Source organism: Echinicola vietnamensis DSM 17526 (genome assembly GCF_000325705.1).
Classification (GTDB): domain Bacteria; phylum Bacteroidota; class Bacteroidia; order Cytophagales; family Cyclobacteriaceae; genus Echinicola; species Echinicola vietnamensis.
In genome coordinates this window covers 1,395,784-1,411,793 of record NC_019904.1, presented here as the reverse complement: position 1 = coordinate 1,411,793, position 16,010 = coordinate 1,395,784, and the positions used below count along the sequence as shown (strand labels likewise).

The 16,010-nt window shown below is 46.1% G+C and carries 12 protein-coding genes; 8 read left to right on the top strand and 4 right to left on the bottom strand.

The window, feature by feature from the left end; genetic code table 11:
- The first annotated feature begins 3 nt into the window (after window positions 1–3).
- Window positions 4–1,710 carry a SusD/RagB family nutrient-binding outer membrane lipoprotein gene (locus ECHVI_RS05985; protein ID WP_015265064.1) on the top strand — a complete coding sequence of 569 codons (1,707 nt, stop codon included), beginning with the start codon at window positions 4–6 and terminating at the stop codon, window positions 1,708–1,710.
- A gap of 482 nt (window positions 1,711–2,192) precedes the next feature.
- Here ECHVI_RS05985 and ECHVI_RS05980 read toward each other — a convergent pair whose 3' ends face one another.
- Window positions 2,193–3,284, bottom strand: a complete 1,092-nt coding sequence (locus tag ECHVI_RS05980; protein ID WP_015265063.1) for a phosphotransferase enzyme family protein — start codon at window positions 3,282–3,284, stop codon at window positions 2,193–2,195.
- Window positions 3,285–3,642: 358 nt separating this feature from the next.
- On the opposite strand from ECHVI_RS05980, the gene ECHVI_RS05975 reads away from it, so the two are divergent.
- Window positions 3,643–5,424 (top strand): sodium:solute symporter family protein, encoded by a 1,782-nt coding sequence (locus tag ECHVI_RS05975; protein ID WP_015265061.1) that lies wholly within the window; start codon window positions 3,643–3,645, stop codon window positions 5,422–5,424.
- Between the two features lie 251 nt (window positions 5,425–5,675).
- Here ECHVI_RS05975 and ECHVI_RS05970 read toward each other — a convergent pair whose 3' ends face one another.
- On the bottom strand, window positions 5,676–7,298 hold the full coding sequence (locus ECHVI_RS05970) for a glycoside hydrolase family 10-like protein (protein ID WP_015265060.1): 1,623 nt from the start codon (window positions 7,296–7,298) through the stop codon (window positions 5,676–5,678).
- A 54-nt stretch (window positions 7,299–7,352) separates the two neighbouring features.
- Entirely contained in the window at window positions 7,353–7,931 is a 579-nt protein-coding gene (gene gldD, locus ECHVI_RS05965) for a gliding motility lipoprotein GldD (protein WP_015265059.1), read from the bottom strand.
- A 171-nt stretch (window positions 7,932–8,102) separates the two neighbouring features.
- Here gldD and ECHVI_RS05960 point away from each other — a divergent pair, with 171 nt between their 5' ends.
- From ECHVI_RS05960 to ECHVI_RS05935, 6 genes are all read left to right on the top strand, one after another.
- Window positions 8,103–8,627: a DinB family protein gene (locus ECHVI_RS05960; RefSeq protein ID WP_041739521.1), complete on the top strand. Its 525-nt coding sequence runs from the start codon at window positions 8,103–8,105 to the stop codon at window positions 8,625–8,627.
- 247 nt (window positions 8,628–8,874) lie between these two features.
- Window positions 8,875–9,879 (top strand): glycoside hydrolase family 43 protein, encoded by a 1,005-nt coding sequence (locus tag ECHVI_RS05955; RefSeq protein WP_015265057.1) that lies wholly within the window; start codon window positions 8,875–8,877, stop codon window positions 9,877–9,879.
- A gap of 333 nt (window positions 9,880–10,212) precedes the next feature.
- Entirely contained in the window at window positions 10,213–11,235 is a 1,023-nt protein-coding gene (gene pdhA / locus ECHVI_RS05950) for a pyruvate dehydrogenase (acetyl-transferring) E1 component subunit alpha (protein ID WP_015265056.1), read from the top strand.
- A 588-nt stretch (window positions 11,236–11,823) separates the two neighbouring features.
- The gene (locus tag ECHVI_RS05945) at window positions 11,824–12,543 is read left to right on the top strand and encodes a tetratricopeptide repeat protein (protein WP_015265055.1); all 720 of its coding nucleotides are present in this window, start codon (window positions 11,824–11,826) and stop codon (window positions 12,541–12,543) included.
- A gap of 98 nt (window positions 12,544–12,641) precedes the next feature.
- On the top strand, window positions 12,642–13,118 hold the full coding sequence (gene ribH, locus ECHVI_RS05940) for a 6,7-dimethyl-8-ribityllumazine synthase (protein ID WP_015265054.1): 477 nt from the start codon (window positions 12,642–12,644) through the stop codon (window positions 13,116–13,118).
- A 41-nt stretch (window positions 13,119–13,159) separates the two neighbouring features.
- Window positions 13,160–14,479: an aspartate kinase gene (locus tag ECHVI_RS05935; protein WP_015265053.1), complete on the top strand. Its 1,320-nt coding sequence runs from the start codon at window positions 13,160–13,162 to the stop codon at window positions 14,477–14,479.
- 890 nt (window positions 14,480–15,369) lie between these two features.
- On the opposite strand, the gene ECHVI_RS05930 is transcribed toward ECHVI_RS05935, so the two are convergent.
- On the bottom strand, window positions 15,370–16,008 hold the full coding sequence (locus ECHVI_RS05930) for an AlbA family DNA-binding domain-containing protein (protein ID WP_015265052.1): 639 nt from the start codon (window positions 16,006–16,008) through the stop codon (window positions 15,370–15,372).
- Window positions 16,009–16,010: the final 2 nt, after the last annotated feature.

The window sequence follows — 16,010 nt, the reverse complement described above, 5'->3', positions numbered from 1 at the left end:
ATTATGAATATTTTACATAAAACTACATTAGTGGGACTGATGACCTCATTGACCTTGGGAGCTTGTACCTCCAACTTCGAGGAAATGAACACCAATCCTAACTTGATCGGCGAGGACGATGCCAGTGCAAAGTACTTCCTCACCGAATTGATGATCAGGCCGTATATTCCGGCCCGATACGCCTACTGGAGAGCAAACATTATCCATACGGACCGCTATGCCGGTCACTTTACCTTCGGTCAAAACGGCAACTGGTGGAGCGATGAATTAGGGTACTCATATAATGTCGCCTATACCGATGCTGCCTGGGACCATTATAACGGCCTCTTGGGCACGGTAAAGCAGCTCTTGGATTTCACCCAACCGGGTGGCGCTTTTGAAAATGAACTGACGCATGCCGTTGTGTTGATCCTAAAGAGCCATTACTTCCAGCTTTACACGGATACCTTTGGTATGATCCCTTACAGCGATGTGTTTTCTGACGAAGATATTTCCTTGCCGAAGTTTGACACCCAGAAGGAAATATATATGGGTATTATTGCTGACCTTGACGCAGCCATGGCGGCCATAGGCGATAACACCACCACAGGTGATGCCTTGGAAAACCTCGGCGACAATGACGTCATCTATGGCGGTGACCTGCAGAAATGGAAGCGATTTGCCAATACCTTGAAACTAAAAATGGCCATGAGGGCCCAAGGTGCCGAAGGAGATGACTTTAGCCAAGCAGCCATCAATGAAGCACTGGCAGCTCCCCTTCTGGAGGAAGGCGAAAGTGCCTTGATTCCTAAGGACCTGGAAATTTCCCAGTGGGATTACTCCACTTATGGAGATATCTGGCACAACTTCGGTGCGGGCTCTGACTGGACCGTGGGTGAAGAATTGGTATCCTTCCTTCGAGACAACAACGATCCGAGGCTTGATCAATACGTAAAGCCTTCAGAAGGTGGTGAATTCACCCTTACCCGTCCGGACCAAGCGGAAGATGAAGAAGGATACACCCTGTTCCCTAAAAGGACCAACTTCCTTAAAGAAGTTTTTGATGAAGCTGGAGCAACCTACACTTGGGACGATCAAGGCGATGCCATTGTGATCAACATGCCAGAAAACACCAACTATATTGGTCAGCCCGTAAGGCTAAGTGGCGAAATGTCCCAATTGCTGCCTTTTGGCTTCTTCTGTAAGCCAAGTGACATGGTCATCCAACAGAAGAATCAAGGTGGATCAGCGACGCCAGAAACCGTATTACTTTCGGCTGAATCCTATTTCCTACAAGCTGAAGCAGCACTTAGGGGCATAGGTTCAGGTGATGCGCAAGAGCTCTACCAAATGGGCATCAAAGAAGCCATGCGGGTATGGAGCGTAGATGATGCGGCCATCGATACCTACTTGGCAGAAGAACCAATGGCCCAATTAAACGGGACAATGGAAGAAAACTTGGAAAAACTGGCCATCCAACGATGGATTGCCCACTATACCGATGGCTATGAAGCATGGGCCATTGTCAGGGACACCGGTTACCCCGCTTCTTTGGCAGCTGGAGTGAGTGATTATGAGCTCTACGGACCAGGTACCATTACCGCTGGTGGCTATCCTCAGCGACTACGCTATGGTAGTAGCCTTCAGGCATCTAACCCTGAAAATTACGGTGATGCCAACAGCATCCAAGGGCCTGATATGCAAGGAACCAAACTGTGGTGGGCTAAATAAAGGATTATAACCCACATCAGACTTTGTCTTCAGCATATGGACAAGTCTAAAATCAAAAAAGGCTACTCCGGGGTACGGGGTAGCCTTTTTTAGTACTTTATAACGGACTTTGATCCAATTGATTTAGGATCAAGCAATATTTCTGGGGGCCAGAGATTTTGTTATTTAGGAGGATAATGATTCGCCACGAAGGCTCAAAGGCACAAAGCAATTATTAATGACTTTACGTGTAGATTACAGCATCTACTTCGTGTCTTGGGTACATTTTTATTTAGCCTGGGTTTTGCCATCGATATAGGCTTAATTCCTGTTAATTTGGATCAAGTCATATTTCTGGGGAGATGAACACGGATTTAAAATGCCTAAGCATCCTATCTGCCTGTATCAGTGTTCTTCCGTGGCCAAATAGAAACCAAAAGTGACAATGAACATATTTACTCATCGATAATAGGCTACGCCCTATCTTTTCTGCTTGATCCCTTTTATCCACCCAGCTCCTTGGTGGCCAATACTTGTATTTCTTCCCGCTTGGCTTGCAGTGCTTGCAGCAAAAGGCCTTGGTTCTTGGCGCGGTGAAGGTTTTGTTCTGGATAGCTGATCGGGTAATAAATATTGCCATTGAGGTAATCGGTAAGAAACCGAAGCCCCATTATGCAAGCCATCATTTCCCCTCCAAAAGGAAGCGATGCCTTCTCCGCTGTGGTCAATTCTTCTCCCAAAGCCGCCACAAAGCCTTGAAGCAGGGCTTCATATTTGCTCAGGTCCACATCGATCTTGTCCCAGTCAGTGGAACCTTCTTCTTCGGTACAGGCCACTGTACGGACCAGGTCCCCAAAATCATAAAACACATAGCCTGCCATAACCGTATCCAAGTCGATCACGGCGTTGATTTTACTAAAGTCATGCGCGTAAATGACATTGTTGATTTTGGTATCGTTATGGGTGACTCGTAGCGGAAGCACCTCCACAAAACGCCTAAATTTCCGAACCAATAGCACTTGCTTCTTATAAAAATCCACCCACTCCTTCACCTCTCCGGCCAAGGTCACTTGGGTATCTTTTAAGGCATTTTCAAACTGACGATAGCGAAGTGACAGGTCGTGGAAGCCTTCGATCACTTCTTGCATCCCTGCTGCTTTGATAGCGGCACAAGCCTTGATAAATCCCCCAAAAGCACGGGCTGCCATATAGGCCTGCTGGGGATTTTCCACTTTGTCAATGCATGCGCCCGGTACAAAGGGAAACAAGCGGTAAAAACCTTCCTTATCCCCCGAAAAAAGCTCCCCAGAAACATCCTTCATGGGCAGCGGCAATTGAAAATCCAGCATTTCTTCCTTCAGATGATCTTTTACCAACTGCAGGTTTCCAGAGATACGGTCGGGATAGGGAAACACTTTTTGGTTAAAGCTCTGAAGGATAAATTGCTCCTTTTGGCTGTCCACTAAAAACGTTTTGTGAATATGACCCGAGCCATAACGGCTCACCTGAACATTCGGCATGTCATGGCCATACTGCTCCATAAGCTGACCGATTCTCTCGTGCATATCCTTCTCTATCGCATTATTGGAAATCATAATTGTCTTTATCTCATCAGGCCAGCTATGTTAAAGCTGTTTTATTTAAAATAGTTCCTACATCTTAAATTCATAAGATTTTGAAACATTTTATATATTAAAACGAATGTAAAAATAAAAAATATATGTTGTAATGTATGTTTTCGTGAATATTTCTTTTCTTTGGGCAAAAGAAAACTGGGAACACCGAAATACTTTTTTTGTATTTCGTGAATAAATGAATACATTAGTAAAATTTCTTTGTTAAGTAGGTTTTGTTAAGTATAAAATTTTATAAAACTGATTTCTACAAAGAAAATGGTCATCACTAACTGGTAAGCAAGTACCGTTTAAAATTATCAAAAGACATTTATAGACTATGAACATCTCTCCTATCGACTGGGGCATCATTGCTGCCTTCTTTATCATCTCACTGCTGATAGGCCTATTTACCTCCAAATCTGCCGGTAAAAGTTCAAAGGATTTCTTTCTCTCCGGAAGAAACATGCCTTGGTGGTTACTGGGGGTATCCATGGTCGCTACGACATTTTCGGCGGACACCCCCAACCTGGTGACGGACATCGTCCGGGTAAATGGTGTATCTGGGAACTGGGGATGGTGGTGCTTCCTCCTTACCGGTATGCTGACGGTTTTTGTCTACGCCAAGCTCTGGAGAAGATCTGAGATCACCACAGACTTGGAATTTTACGAACTTCGCTATGGCGGTAAACCTGCAGCTTTCCTGCGCGGGTTTAGAGCGATTTATTTGGGTGTGTTTTTCAATATCATGATCATGGCCACTGTTTCGCTGGCAGCCATTAAAATCGGCGGCGTTATGCTTGGATTGACTCCTGTGCAAACCTTATTGATCGCTTCCATCGTAACGGTGATCTACAGTTCATTGGGTGGACTGAAAGGGGTGTTGCTCACGGATTTCTTCCAGTTCTTTATCGCCATGGCCGGTGCGATCGGAGCAGCGATCTATATCTTGGACCTGCCACAGATCGGTTCTTTGGAAAACTTGCTCACCCACCCGAATGTTTCCGATAAACTTTCGTTCTTCCCTGATTTCAGCAATATGAACGAGGTAATCCCCATGCTGTTGGTGCCCATTGCGATCCAGTGGTGGGCCACTTGGTATCCTGGAGCAGAGCCAGGAGGGGGAGGATACATCGCCCAGAGGATGCTTTCTGCCAAGAATGAAAAAAATGCGATCGGCGCGACCCTGTTCTTCAATGTCGCCCATTATGCCCTCCGTCCTTGGCCGTGGATTATCATTGCCTTGTCTTCGTTGATCATCTTCCCGGAAATAGGGGACTTGCAAAAAGCATTTCCGCATATGCCTGCTGACAAGCTCGGCAATGACCTGGCCTATTCTGCGATGTTGACTTACCTGCCTACAGGGCTGATCGGGATTGTATTGGCCTCCTTGATCGCTGCAGTGATGTCTACCCTCTCTACCCATCTGAACTGGGGATCATCCTATGTCGTGAACGATTTCTATTTACGCTTTGTAAAACCTGATGCCTCCGATAAAGAATTGGTAAATGTCGGAAGGATTTCCACGGTAGTGCTTATGGGACTTGCTGCGCTATTGGCGCTAGCCCTTTCCAATGCCTTGGAAGCCTTTAACATCCTCCTCCAAATCGGTGCCGGTACCGGCCTGATCTTTATCCTGAGATGGTTCTGGTGGAGAATCAATTCCTATACGGAAATCTCTGCGATGATCATTTCCTTTATCGTCGCCCTTTTCTTTGAGACTATTAACCCTAAATTTAATATTATCAATATTCCAGAAGGTATGGAATACCTCAAGTTGCTGTATGGCGTAAGCATCACCACGGCCACTTGGCTGACGGTAACCTTGGTGACCAAACCGGAAAAAGACGAAGTGCTGCTCTCTTTTTACAAAAAAGTGAAGCCTGCTGCCTATGGGTGGAAAAAAGTCCTGAACAAATACCCAGAGGTAGAGGCCGAACAAGGGCAGCTTCCATTTGAGATTGGACTGATGGTTACCGGTTCGGTGGCCATTTATTCTGCCTTATTTGCCATCGGATTTTGGCTGTATGACAATGTCCTTTCCGCAAGCATTGCGACGGTCATCAGTGCCATCGGTTTCTTCATACTCTTCAAGAGTTGGAATAAAATAAAACTGTTCTAGTTAATCCTAAATTATGCAATCGAAAAGCTGCCTATCGACATGGGCAGCTTTTTCTATTTTAATCCTATAAACTTCAGTTCAATTATAAAGCCGTCAATGCGAGGCTTAGGAGGAGGTTAAGGGGTGGAAGCCCTGGCAGCTGGCCACCTGTATGGCTAATGGCATCACGTGTTTGGCTAAGCTCAATGTAGGCTTTGCCTGGAAGACTACAGGCTTTCTCCATCCCTTAACGTCAACCAAGCCAAAGGCACTTACGGCTTCCAGATTTTCATTTGGGAAAGCTCTCCATAATTCCCCTTAAAGCCCACAGCTAGGTATTGGAAATTGGGGATCATGAAGCTATCAAAAACGAAGGTTTCCCCATCAATGGAAGCACTTGTACGCTGGCTTTCTATGAGTTGCCATTTCCCGTTTGGAGAGAACCCAAACAGCACTACTGCTTCAGACAGGTAAGCATTGGCAATTTTCAATTGCAGCCCTCTGTCGGACAGGTGAGTGCTGTCAACCGCTGGCACCAAGTTTTGCATGACGCCAGAACTCACTTGCAGTGCCGGAGTCAGTACTGGAGCGGCATAATTATTCTGGAGCAGGAGGTTGGCCACATCACGGTTATTGCCCATCATGGACTTGGCCCTGAAAAAGACATTGCCAGCTATCCCAGGGACATTCCTGCCCATGGCGACCTGATTGGGAATCTCAAAGCTACTGTTCCAGCTTTCGTCTGCATCGCTGCGGATTTTGTAGGAAGCATTGCCCACATACACTTTCGTCCCATGCGCATTCTCAGACCACCAATTGATAAGGGTTTTATAAGAAGCTGCCGGAAAGTCCATGCTCCAATAAATCTGCGGGGCAATATAATCCACCCAACCGTTTTTCATCCATACCAACGGGTCGGCATAAAGATCGTCATAATTGGTATGGCCAGCTTTGGTATCAGAGCCGCGGGGATCTTGGGAAGCGTTTCGCCAAACGCCAAAAGGACTGACGCCAAACTGCACCCAAGGCTTTGCGGCTTTAATCGTCTTGCTAACGGCTTGGATGAGCTTGTCCACATTGGCCCGTCTCCAATCGGCCAAAGATTGGTTTTGACCGTACTGGCGATAAGCGGCTTTATCGTCAAAATCCACTCCTTTGATTTTGTACGGATAAAAATAATCGTCAAAATGAATCCCATCGACATCGTAATGCCGGGTCACTTCTTCGACCACCTTCACTAAGTGTTCTCGTACGGCTGGTAGCCCCGGGTTGTAGTAAAGTTTGGTACCGTATTTCACCATCCATTCCGGATGTCGATGATAATCATGAGCCGGGCTGAGCTCATCCACATTGAGGTTAAAGGAGGCCCGATAGGGATTGAGCCAAGCATGAAATTCCATGCCGCGTTCATGGGCTACCTGAACCATCCACTTAAGCGGATCCATCAGGGTAGCTGGGGCCTTACCTTCCTTTCCGGTCAAGTACCGGGACCAAGGCGCCAGCTTACTGGGATAAAAGGCATCTCCTGCTGCCCTCACTTGGACAAAAACAGCATTGAAATTCCGCTGCTTATAAAAATCCAATATCTGTATAAAATCGCGCTGCTGCTGTTCGAAACTGTCCGTCCCGGAGGATGGCCAGTCGATATTGGCCACTGTGGCGATCCAGACACCCCTCATTTCCCGCTCAGGAGCAGCAAACATGGGCAGGACCTCAGGCTGGGAAGCGCCTTTAGGTCGCTCATCAGGAACCACTGGCTTTTCGGGCCTGGCTTCAGGTGGCGCTGATGGTACAGGAGAGGGAGAAGGGGCTTGGCTTACTTTTTTGGAACCTGCACAAGAGGCCATTATCAGTACCAAGCTGATGATACCGTAAAACCGGATCGTTCTTTTCATGAATATTTATGTCAAACTTTGTAATGGGCACTAAAACGCATCAAAAACCAGACCTTAATTTTTAAACTCCAAGGTATTCATCAAATGGGCCATGTCTTCTTTGATGTATTCGATCACCGGAGCCAGGCTATCGTTCTTTACGGCCGTATTGAAATACAATGCTCCACGTAAAAAATGTTCGGTAGAATCGGTTACAAAAAACTGAAACTGTGTAGGCACCTCACCACTTAGTTCGGCCACCACGCCGACATAGCCTTTCGGGGTCTTCGTCACCGCCTCGTCAATGCTGTAGGCTTTGATTTGGTGCTTGGCGGTCAGTTTAAACGCATCATCCAAAATGTCCCTGAGCCGCGCCTCATTTCGATTGATAGCCTTATAGGTCAAGTGAACTTTTGCTCCCATGGAATGGTAGGCCAAGTTGATCCAGTTTTCCTCGGCACGGTTAAATGTATCCGCTTCCACCGCGCTGTAAACCGATCGCTCAAACTGATAAGGATACCCCTCATCAAGGGAGACAAATTCGCGCTCAGGCAGATCAATGCGGTTATAGCCTTTTGGCTTTGGCAAATACTCGCTCTCTCCACAGGCCACCATGCCCATGAGTCCCAAACCGAAAATCACGCGTTTCATCATGCTACCAAAGTTAGGAAAATGATCCCAATCTTACATTTTACTGGATGGTTATTGTCCATTCTCTTATGAATAATGATTAAATTAGGCTTACCAGTGGATGTATACGATCCCCTGCACCACCAATGGTCCATTGATGGTGACTGGTACCATGCTAACCAAAACCTAAATATTATGAACAACATTTTCAAACCCATCGCCCTAACACTTTGCTTTATGCTTTGTGGCATTTATGCCCAGGCCCAGACCAACCAACAGGAATTTTCCTCCAAATGGAACACGATGAAAACCTATACCATGGAAATTCTAGAAGCCATGCCCGAAGATAAGCTGGATTTCAAGCCTGTGGACGATGTCATGACCTTCCGTGAAATGATCCTGCACATTGCCGGTGCCAATATCATGATGACCAACAATTTCCTTAAAGAAGGCGACGCTGGCGTCGATATGGAAAAGAAAGATATGACCAAGGCCGAACTAAAAGAGGCTGTAGAAAAATCGTTTGACTTTGTGGCAGAAACCTGTGCCTCACTGACTGAAAGTGAGCTGGCCGAAGAGGTGGAAGTGTTTGGCGGCAATATGATCACCAGAAGACAAGTGGAAAACCTCATTGACACCCATGGCGTCCACCATAGGGGAAACCTTATCGTTTACCTGCGGCTAAACGGCATCGACCCCCCTGCCTTCAGAGCCTGGTAATGTCGTCCTAGAGCTGATTTCTCATGGAATCCAACTGTGCCAAGGACATCCCTCACCTAAGCGATCACATTCTCTAATGATTCAGGTAAGAGCCGGATGGGTGTATGAATGGATTCCATGGGATATTTTTTATTAACCGTTCCTTATACAAAGCTACAATTATTTTTCGTGTATTTTTGACACTTTATGTTTTTGAAATGGATCAATATTGATATCTTTACCCAAATTGATCAACAAAACACACAAAATGAACCTTTATAAAATAGCCCTATCAGTGGCCTTGGCCATTGGTTTACACAGCCACCTTTTGGCTCAAGACCTGAAATTTGACAATCCCATTGCTGAACAACGTGCCGATCCTTGGGTATACAAAACAGACGACGGCACGTATTACCTCATTGCCACAGTACCGGACTATGATCGAATAGTGCTCCGCAAGGCCAATACCATCAACGGCCTCAAGACCGCCGAGGAAAAGACCTTATGGACCAAACATGAAAAAGGCGTCATGGGGCACCATATCTGGGCACCAGAGCTCCATAAAGTGGACGGCAAATGGTACATCTACTTTGCGGCTGGTGAGGCAGAAAACATCTGGAACATCCGAATGTGGGCCCTTTCCACTGATGCCGAAGATCCCATGGAAGGGACATGGAAAGAAGAAGGCCAGATCAAAACGGATATTGAGTCCTTTTCACTGGACGCCACGACCTTCGAGCATAAAGGTAAGCGATACATGATCTGGGCCCAAAATGTCCGGGGAGGCGAACACGGAACAGCTTTGGTCATGTCAGAAATGAAAGATGCCACCACCCTTACCGGTCCTGAAATTGTCCTGACCGAACCCGAATTCAATTGGGAAAGGATAAAATACAATGTCAATGAAGGCCCTGCGGTGATCAAGCATGATGGAAAAATCTTCGTCACTTACTCCGCCAGTGCCACCAATGATAATTACTGCGTCGGTTTATTATGGATCGATGAAGCAGCAGACCTCCTCGAAAAGGCAAATTGGAACAAGTCACCAGGTCCAGTCTTTTACAGTAATGCTGATGTAAAGCGTTTCGGTCCCGGCCACAATTCCTTTACAGTAGCTGAAGACGGCAAAACGCCCATTATGATCTACCATGCCCGCGATTACCGGGAGATCGAAGGCCCTGAGCTATCCGACCCAAACCGTGCCACACGTGCAAGGGTGATAAAGTGGACCCCAAGTGGCTTTCCTGATTTTAGGCAGAAAGAAGGAGACTGAAAAAGCCAATACCAAGGCTCAACGCTCAAAAAAATACTAGGGCTATCTGAGGCAAAATCCGGCTATTCCGCAACAAGTCTGATCATAACATTAGGTCATTCCCTTCCATTAGTATAGCGGAACGCCCCTTATCCTTGCTTTTAGGGAAAAGGGGCTGAACCACCTTCGTTCGCTGGTGGAGCCGTTTTTCTTCCTTTTCAGACAGCCTGATCCTCACCGATGCAAAGGCAGATATTTGTGGATTCCTTTTCCAGATTCGTAAAAGGCTTTGCTAATCAGTGAATACTTATTTATATTTGAGCCCCAAAAAATGCGTATTTTATAACTATCGATATGGCGAAAAAGAGTTCGACAACCACTAAATCCAAAGTAAAATACTCCAAAGAAACCTATACCTTTTGGTATGAGAGCATGCTGCTCATGAGGAGGTTTGAAGAAAAGGCAGGCCAACTTTACGGTCAACAAAAAATCAGAGGTTTTTGTCACTTGTATATAGGTCAAGAAGCTTGTGCCGCCGGTGCGATCACAGCACTGGAAAAAGACGACAAATGGATCACTGCCTATAGGGATCACGCCCACCCACTAGGGTTGGGAACAGACCCAGGTGCTGTCATGGCCGAGCTATTCGGCAAAGCTACCGGCACCACCAAAGGTAAAGGTGGATCCATGCACATCTTTGACAAAGAGCGTAACTTCATGGGAGGCCACGGCATCGTAGGTGCTCAGGTACCCATGGGCCTAGGAATCGGTTTTGCCGAAAAATATAAAGGCACCAAGAACCTTTGTATCTGCCATATGGGTGACGGTGCTGTCAGACAAGGTGCTGTCCACGAATCCTTCAACTTGGCCATGCTCTACAAAGTGCCTGTCATCTTTGTCATCGAAAACAACGGCTATGCCATGGGTACTTCCGTGAAGCGTTCTTCTAACGTGGACGATCTTTCTACCCTTGGAGAATCATATGACATGCCTTCTTTTGCAGTGGATGGAATGAACGTGGAGGAAGTTCACGAAGCCGTCGCTGAAGCTGCCGAGAGAGCAAGAAAAGGCGATGGACCGACCTTGCTGGAAGTAAGAACTTACCGCTACAAAGGACACTCCATGTCCGATCCTCAGAAATACAGAACCCGTGAAGAGGTAGAGGAATACAAGGCAAAAGATCCTATCGAGCAGGTAAAGAAAACCATTCTGGACAATAAAATCCTGAGCGAAGACGATATCAAAGAAATCGACGCCAAAGTGAAAAAGCAAGTGGCCGATGCCGTTAAATTTGCTGAGGAATCTCCTTGGCCTGACGGTCAAAAAGCATTTGAAGATGTCTACATGCAAGAAGATTATCCTTTTGTAATGGAGTAAAATCCTTCAAAACAATCACATAAAGCCAGCTGGTCACGGGACAAACCCAATATCAGCTGGCTTTTTTTTGTGCCCCCTTACCAAGGCTTCGTAAAGGAGAAAAAAACAAGGATCAAGCGATATTAGTGGGCGATAGGTTACTTTGTTTAGCGGGACACTCAAACGCCACTAAGGTACAAAGCCATTATATATTTCTTTAAGCCTACGGTCAAGCATCCACTTAGTGCTTTTGGGCCTTTGTGGCACTTTTAGTTAACCAACAACCCCTCGTTTGCAACGAGGGGTTAACCGAGCAAGGCATTTTAAGCCACGGATAAAAGGATGAACACAGATGTGCCAAGGCCTAAACATTCCATCTGTGTATATCGGTGTTGATCTGTGGCCAAATAGCAACCAAAGGTGGCAAGAATAAGTATAGCCATTGAAACAGGCTAGCCTTCTTCTTTACGCGGTGTGAACTTCATTTTCCAAAAAAACCGTCCGCTATTGAAAAAAATGCTGCCTTATGAAATTGTAGCCGCATAAAAAACAGTAGGTTTTGGGATTATATGAAACATAATCTATATTTGCGACTGAAATTTTAAAAGAATGGCTAAGAAAGAAATAAAAAAAGGGCAGCATCAGGAAGAGCATGATCACGATTTGCTCGAAAACCCAGAGGCTATTGCCGATTCGTTGGGAAAAGGTGAAGCTTTCTTGAAGAAAAACTCACGCGTCGTTGGTGGAATTATCATCGTAGGGATCCTGGTCATCGCAGGCATTCTTTACTTCCAGTTTGACAAAGCCAATAAAGACAAGCAAGCTCAGGCAGATATGTTCCAAGCCGTATATTATTACGAGCAGGACAGTTTGGGCCTCGCGCTAAACGGAGACGGTGTCAATGACGGCTTCTTGACCATATTGGACGATTACAGCGGAACCAATTCTGCTAATCTTGCCCATTTCTATACCGGTTCGATTTACCTGACCCAAGGTGAATTCCAAAAAGCGGTGGATCATCTGGAGGAATTTTCTGCGGATGACTTCTTCGTTCAGGCAAAAGCCTATAGCCTTCTTGGCGATGCCCACATGGAGCTTGGCCAAACAAGTGATGCCATTAGCGCGTACGAAAAAGCAGCCAATTTCAAGGAAAATAAGTTCTTTACGCCCATGTACCTAAACAAGCTTGCCATTGCTTACGAAGCAGCAGGACAGGTGGACAAGGCAATCAGTACTTATGGTAAGATCGAAAAGAACTATCCAGAGTCTTACGAATTTACTTTAGCACGAAAGCATAAAGCACGCTTGGAGGGCCTTGCTTCTAAGTAATGCTTTAGTAAAATAACAGCATTTGAAGAGTAAGGCCAAACGGTCTTACTCTTTTTGTATTTATACCCATTTAGCAAATACCATATAACACATAGAAAATGGCCACATCATTGAAAAACCTTAGCCAGCACTCTGACACAAACATCACCGATATCAGCCATAAAAAGTTTGGCATCGTGGTTTCAGAGTGGAACGAAGAGATCACCGAATCCCTATACGAAGGAGCCGTGGAAACCTTAAGAACCCATGGAGCCAAAAAAGAAAACATCTACCGTAAAAATGTCCCCGGCTCTTTTGAGCTTTCACTGGGAGCGCAATGGGTGGCCGAGGTCAAAGAAATCGATGCCGTCATTTGTCTCGGATGTGTCATACAAGGGGAAACCAAGCATTTTGACTTTATCTGTGACGCTGTAGCACACGGCATCACCAACGTAGGCTTGAAGTACAATAAACCGGTGATTTTCGGCGTGCTAACCCCGGACAACCAACAGCAGGCATTGGACCGTGCCGGTGGCAAACACGGCAACAAAGGCGATGAAGCCGCCATCACGGCCATCAAAATGCTGGGATTCTAATCCGCAACAAAACAAACCATTAACATACATTCCACTTACCCATGAAAATCATGAAATTTGGGGGAACCTCTGTAGGTAAACCCGAAAGAATGCATCAGGTAAAAGACCTGATCACGAGAGATAACGAGCGCAAAATCATCGTTCTTTCTGCCCTATCCGGTACCACGAATGCACTTGTCGGGATTGGAGAAGCTTTGGCCGAAGGCAAAAAAGACCTTGCCAAAGAGCGTATAGACACCTTGCACGCCCATTATCAAGAATTCTATAAAGCACTGCTCGAATCTGAAGCAGGCCGTAAAAAGGCAGAAAAAATCATCAAGGAGCATTTTGAGTTTCTGAACATTATCCTGAAGATCTCTTTCAATGAAGCCATCAACAGGGACATATTGGCCCAAGGTGAGCTGCTTTCTACCAAGCTTTTCTACACGCTGCTGCAAGAAAAAGATATTCCCGCCATTTTCTTACCAGCACTGGAGTACATGAGCATCGATGAAAACTCCGAACCAGAGGTAGCTAAAATCAGCGACCGTCTGAAAGCCATCCTGAAGAATTATGATAAAGATGCCCTCTTTATTACCCAAGGCTATATTTGCAAAAACCATCGCAATGAGGTGGACAATTTGAAGCGTGGTGGCAGTGATTACACCGCTTCGCTAATCGGTGCAGCCATCAAAGCCAGCGTGGTGGAGATCTGGACTGACATTGATGGCATGCACAATAATGACCCCAGGGTCGTGGACAAAACCCGTCCCATCGCCCAGCTATCATTTGATGAGGCGGCCGAATTGGCCTATTTTGGGGCAAAAATCCTCCACCCTGCTTCCATCTGGCCAGCTCAAACCTACAATATCCCAGTAAAACTGCTGAACACCATGCAACCTGAAGCACCTGGAACCACCATCACGGCCGAGGAAACAGGTAAAGGTGTCAAGGCCATTGCGGCCAAAGACGGGATCATCGCAGTGAAGATCAAGTCCAGCAGGATGCTTTTGGCTTATGGTTTCTTGAGAAAGGTTTTTGAAATCTTTGAGAAATACAAAACACCGATCGACATGATCACCACTTCAGAGGTAGCGGTATCGGTGACCATTGATGATGACACCCATCTAAAGGAAATCATCATGGAGCTGGAGAAATTTGGCAATACAGAAATCGATTATAAACAGACCATCGTCTGTGTAGCCGGTAACATGATCGCCGAAAATACCGGCATGATCAAAGAGGTAGTCGTCGCCCTGCAGGACTTCCCGGTCAGGATGGTTTCATATGGTGGTAGCCGAAACAATGTTTCCATCCTCGTGGATACCAAATATAAAAATGAAGCCCTCCAGCGACTTAACGATGAGTTGTTTCAGTGGTAACCTATTGATTTAGCTTATGCTAAACGCAATTCATCAAACCGTCATGACGAAGAGCGAAGACTAAGAATCCCAAGTACCTCTCTGGTATCTTGTTTCTTAGTCTGGAAGGAACGACACGATAGTCCCACTTTTGGAAAACGAGACTGTTTCATTCCCCCACCGCTACATTCGTCATGACGGTTTTTTTGTCCTTGCCTGGAAGCATCATGAAGCCATCTCGGCTTTACTTCCAGGATTGCTGTCCTCCCCTTTTGGAATCAAGTAATTTTTCTATGGGACTACGATTTATCTTCATGGCTCCCCTGCTCGGGAAACTTCAATGAACACAAGGGTTATGATATGTAACACACCCGATGCCTCGCCCCGAAGGGGCAACACATCCATAGCCATGGGTTTCACCCATGGTAGATCAACCCATTTAACATGGCCGGTTTTAGCCACATTGCCCTCCCTATTCCCCATAAATTTCCACTAAAAGCCGTTCAGCACCCATGGCGGAAACCTTCATTTAACCGTGTGAAGCATTCCTCCATAAGAACATGTCAACATTCATCCCTTGGAAAAGTGGCTTGATCCCTTTCATCATCGAGACGGTGTTTACCGAAGGACTGAGCTGGGCTTTCAGCCTTCGGTTCCAGCATGGGGTTTGGAGATAATTATCTGCTTGAAGCCCTCAATTCTATTATGTTTATTTAATTAATAGCTGTCAGGCCGAGCGCCCTCCTCCGGAGGTCAGGGAGGCGAGGCCCTTCGCCATCCTTCTACTCCCTGCCGGACTGGCAAGTGCCCTGGATATTAGTTTAAAAGTTACAGATGCTGCAGATGACCACTGATTAAGCCTTCAAAAATCAGTAGACAGCGGTGTGATCCGGGAGGCTTTCTTACTGCTTTTAATTTGCCTTTAGCTTAAAAAGATCTTCTTGCTCTTGAGGGATTACCTGTAGGACATTGGCCAAGACCAACCGTACAAGCGTCTTGGAAGCGATAAACCGGGGCAAACGGGCCACCTTTGAATATTCCTTGAGCGTAATGGTCTCTCGCTCGCTAAGGGCATGCATCAACTTGGTTTCCTTCTCGCCGTAATTGAAGATGATATCTTTCTCTTTTTTACCCCTTCTTAATATTTCCCACACTTCTTTACTCGCCTGTACTGTCCTATCCGCTACCCTGACAAAAGACCGCTTCCTTCCCTCTTCATACAGATAATGGGGCCTTTTTGGGCTCTTGTGGAAATGGTAAACGGCCACTCCTTTCTTTTCCGTAATGGGAATGACAAAATGTTCATAATCTATCATGGGGCGGATCATTTCCTTAATGGCCTTGTTCAGCACATAAACATCTTCCTCCACATATCGCTGGCCACTTACGCTTCCATCGTCATCCACACCTACCAGCAAATGTCCGCCATCGGTATTGGCCAAGGCGATCACTTCACGGACGATCTTTTCAGGGTGAGCAACCTTCTTCTTAAATTCGATATGTAGCCCTTCACCTTGGCGCGCCAGCCTGGTGACCTCCTGAAGTGTCATGT

Bases quoted from the DNA above. Each gene is read 5' to 3' on its own strand.
- ECHVI_RS05985 (WP_015265064.1), top strand. From the start codon at position 4: ATGAATATTTTACATAAAACTACATTAGTGGGACTGATGACCTCATTG.
- ECHVI_RS05955 (WP_015265057.1), top strand. From the start codon at position 8,875: ATGAACCTTTATAAAATAGCCCTATCAGTGGCCTTGGCCATTGGTTTA.
- ECHVI_RS05930 (WP_015265052.1), bottom strand. From the start codon at position 16,008: ATGACACTTCAGGAGGTCACCAGGCTGGCGCGCCAAGGTGAAGGGCTA.
- ECHVI_RS05980 (WP_015265063.1), bottom strand. From the start codon at position 3,284: ATGATTTCCAATAATGCGATAGAGAAGGATATGCACGAGAGAATCGGT.
- ribH (WP_015265054.1), top strand. From the start codon at position 12,642: ATGGCCACATCATTGAAAAACCTTAGCCAGCACTCTGACACAAACATC.
- ECHVI_RS05970 (WP_015265060.1), bottom strand. From the start codon at position 7,298: ATGAAAAGAACGATCCGGTTTTACGGTATCATCAGCTTGGTACTGATA.
- ECHVI_RS05935 (WP_015265053.1), top strand. From the start codon at position 13,160: ATGAAAATCATGAAATTTGGGGGAACCTCTGTAGGTAAACCCGAAAGA.
- ECHVI_RS05975 (WP_015265061.1), top strand. From the start codon at position 3,643: ATGAACATCTCTCCTATCGACTGGGGCATCATTGCTGCCTTCTTTATC.
- gldD (WP_015265059.1), bottom strand. From the start codon at position 7,931: ATGATGAAACGCGTGATTTTCGGTTTGGGACTCATGGGCATGGTGGCC.
- pdhA (WP_015265056.1), top strand. From the start codon at position 10,213: ATGGCGAAAAAGAGTTCGACAACCACTAAATCCAAAGTAAAATACTCC.
- ECHVI_RS05960 (WP_041739521.1), top strand. From the start codon at position 8,103: ATGAACAACATTTTCAAACCCATCGCCCTAACACTTTGCTTTATGCTT.
- ECHVI_RS05945 (WP_015265055.1), top strand. From the start codon at position 11,824: ATGGCTAAGAAAGAAATAAAAAAAGGGCAGCATCAGGAAGAGCATGAT.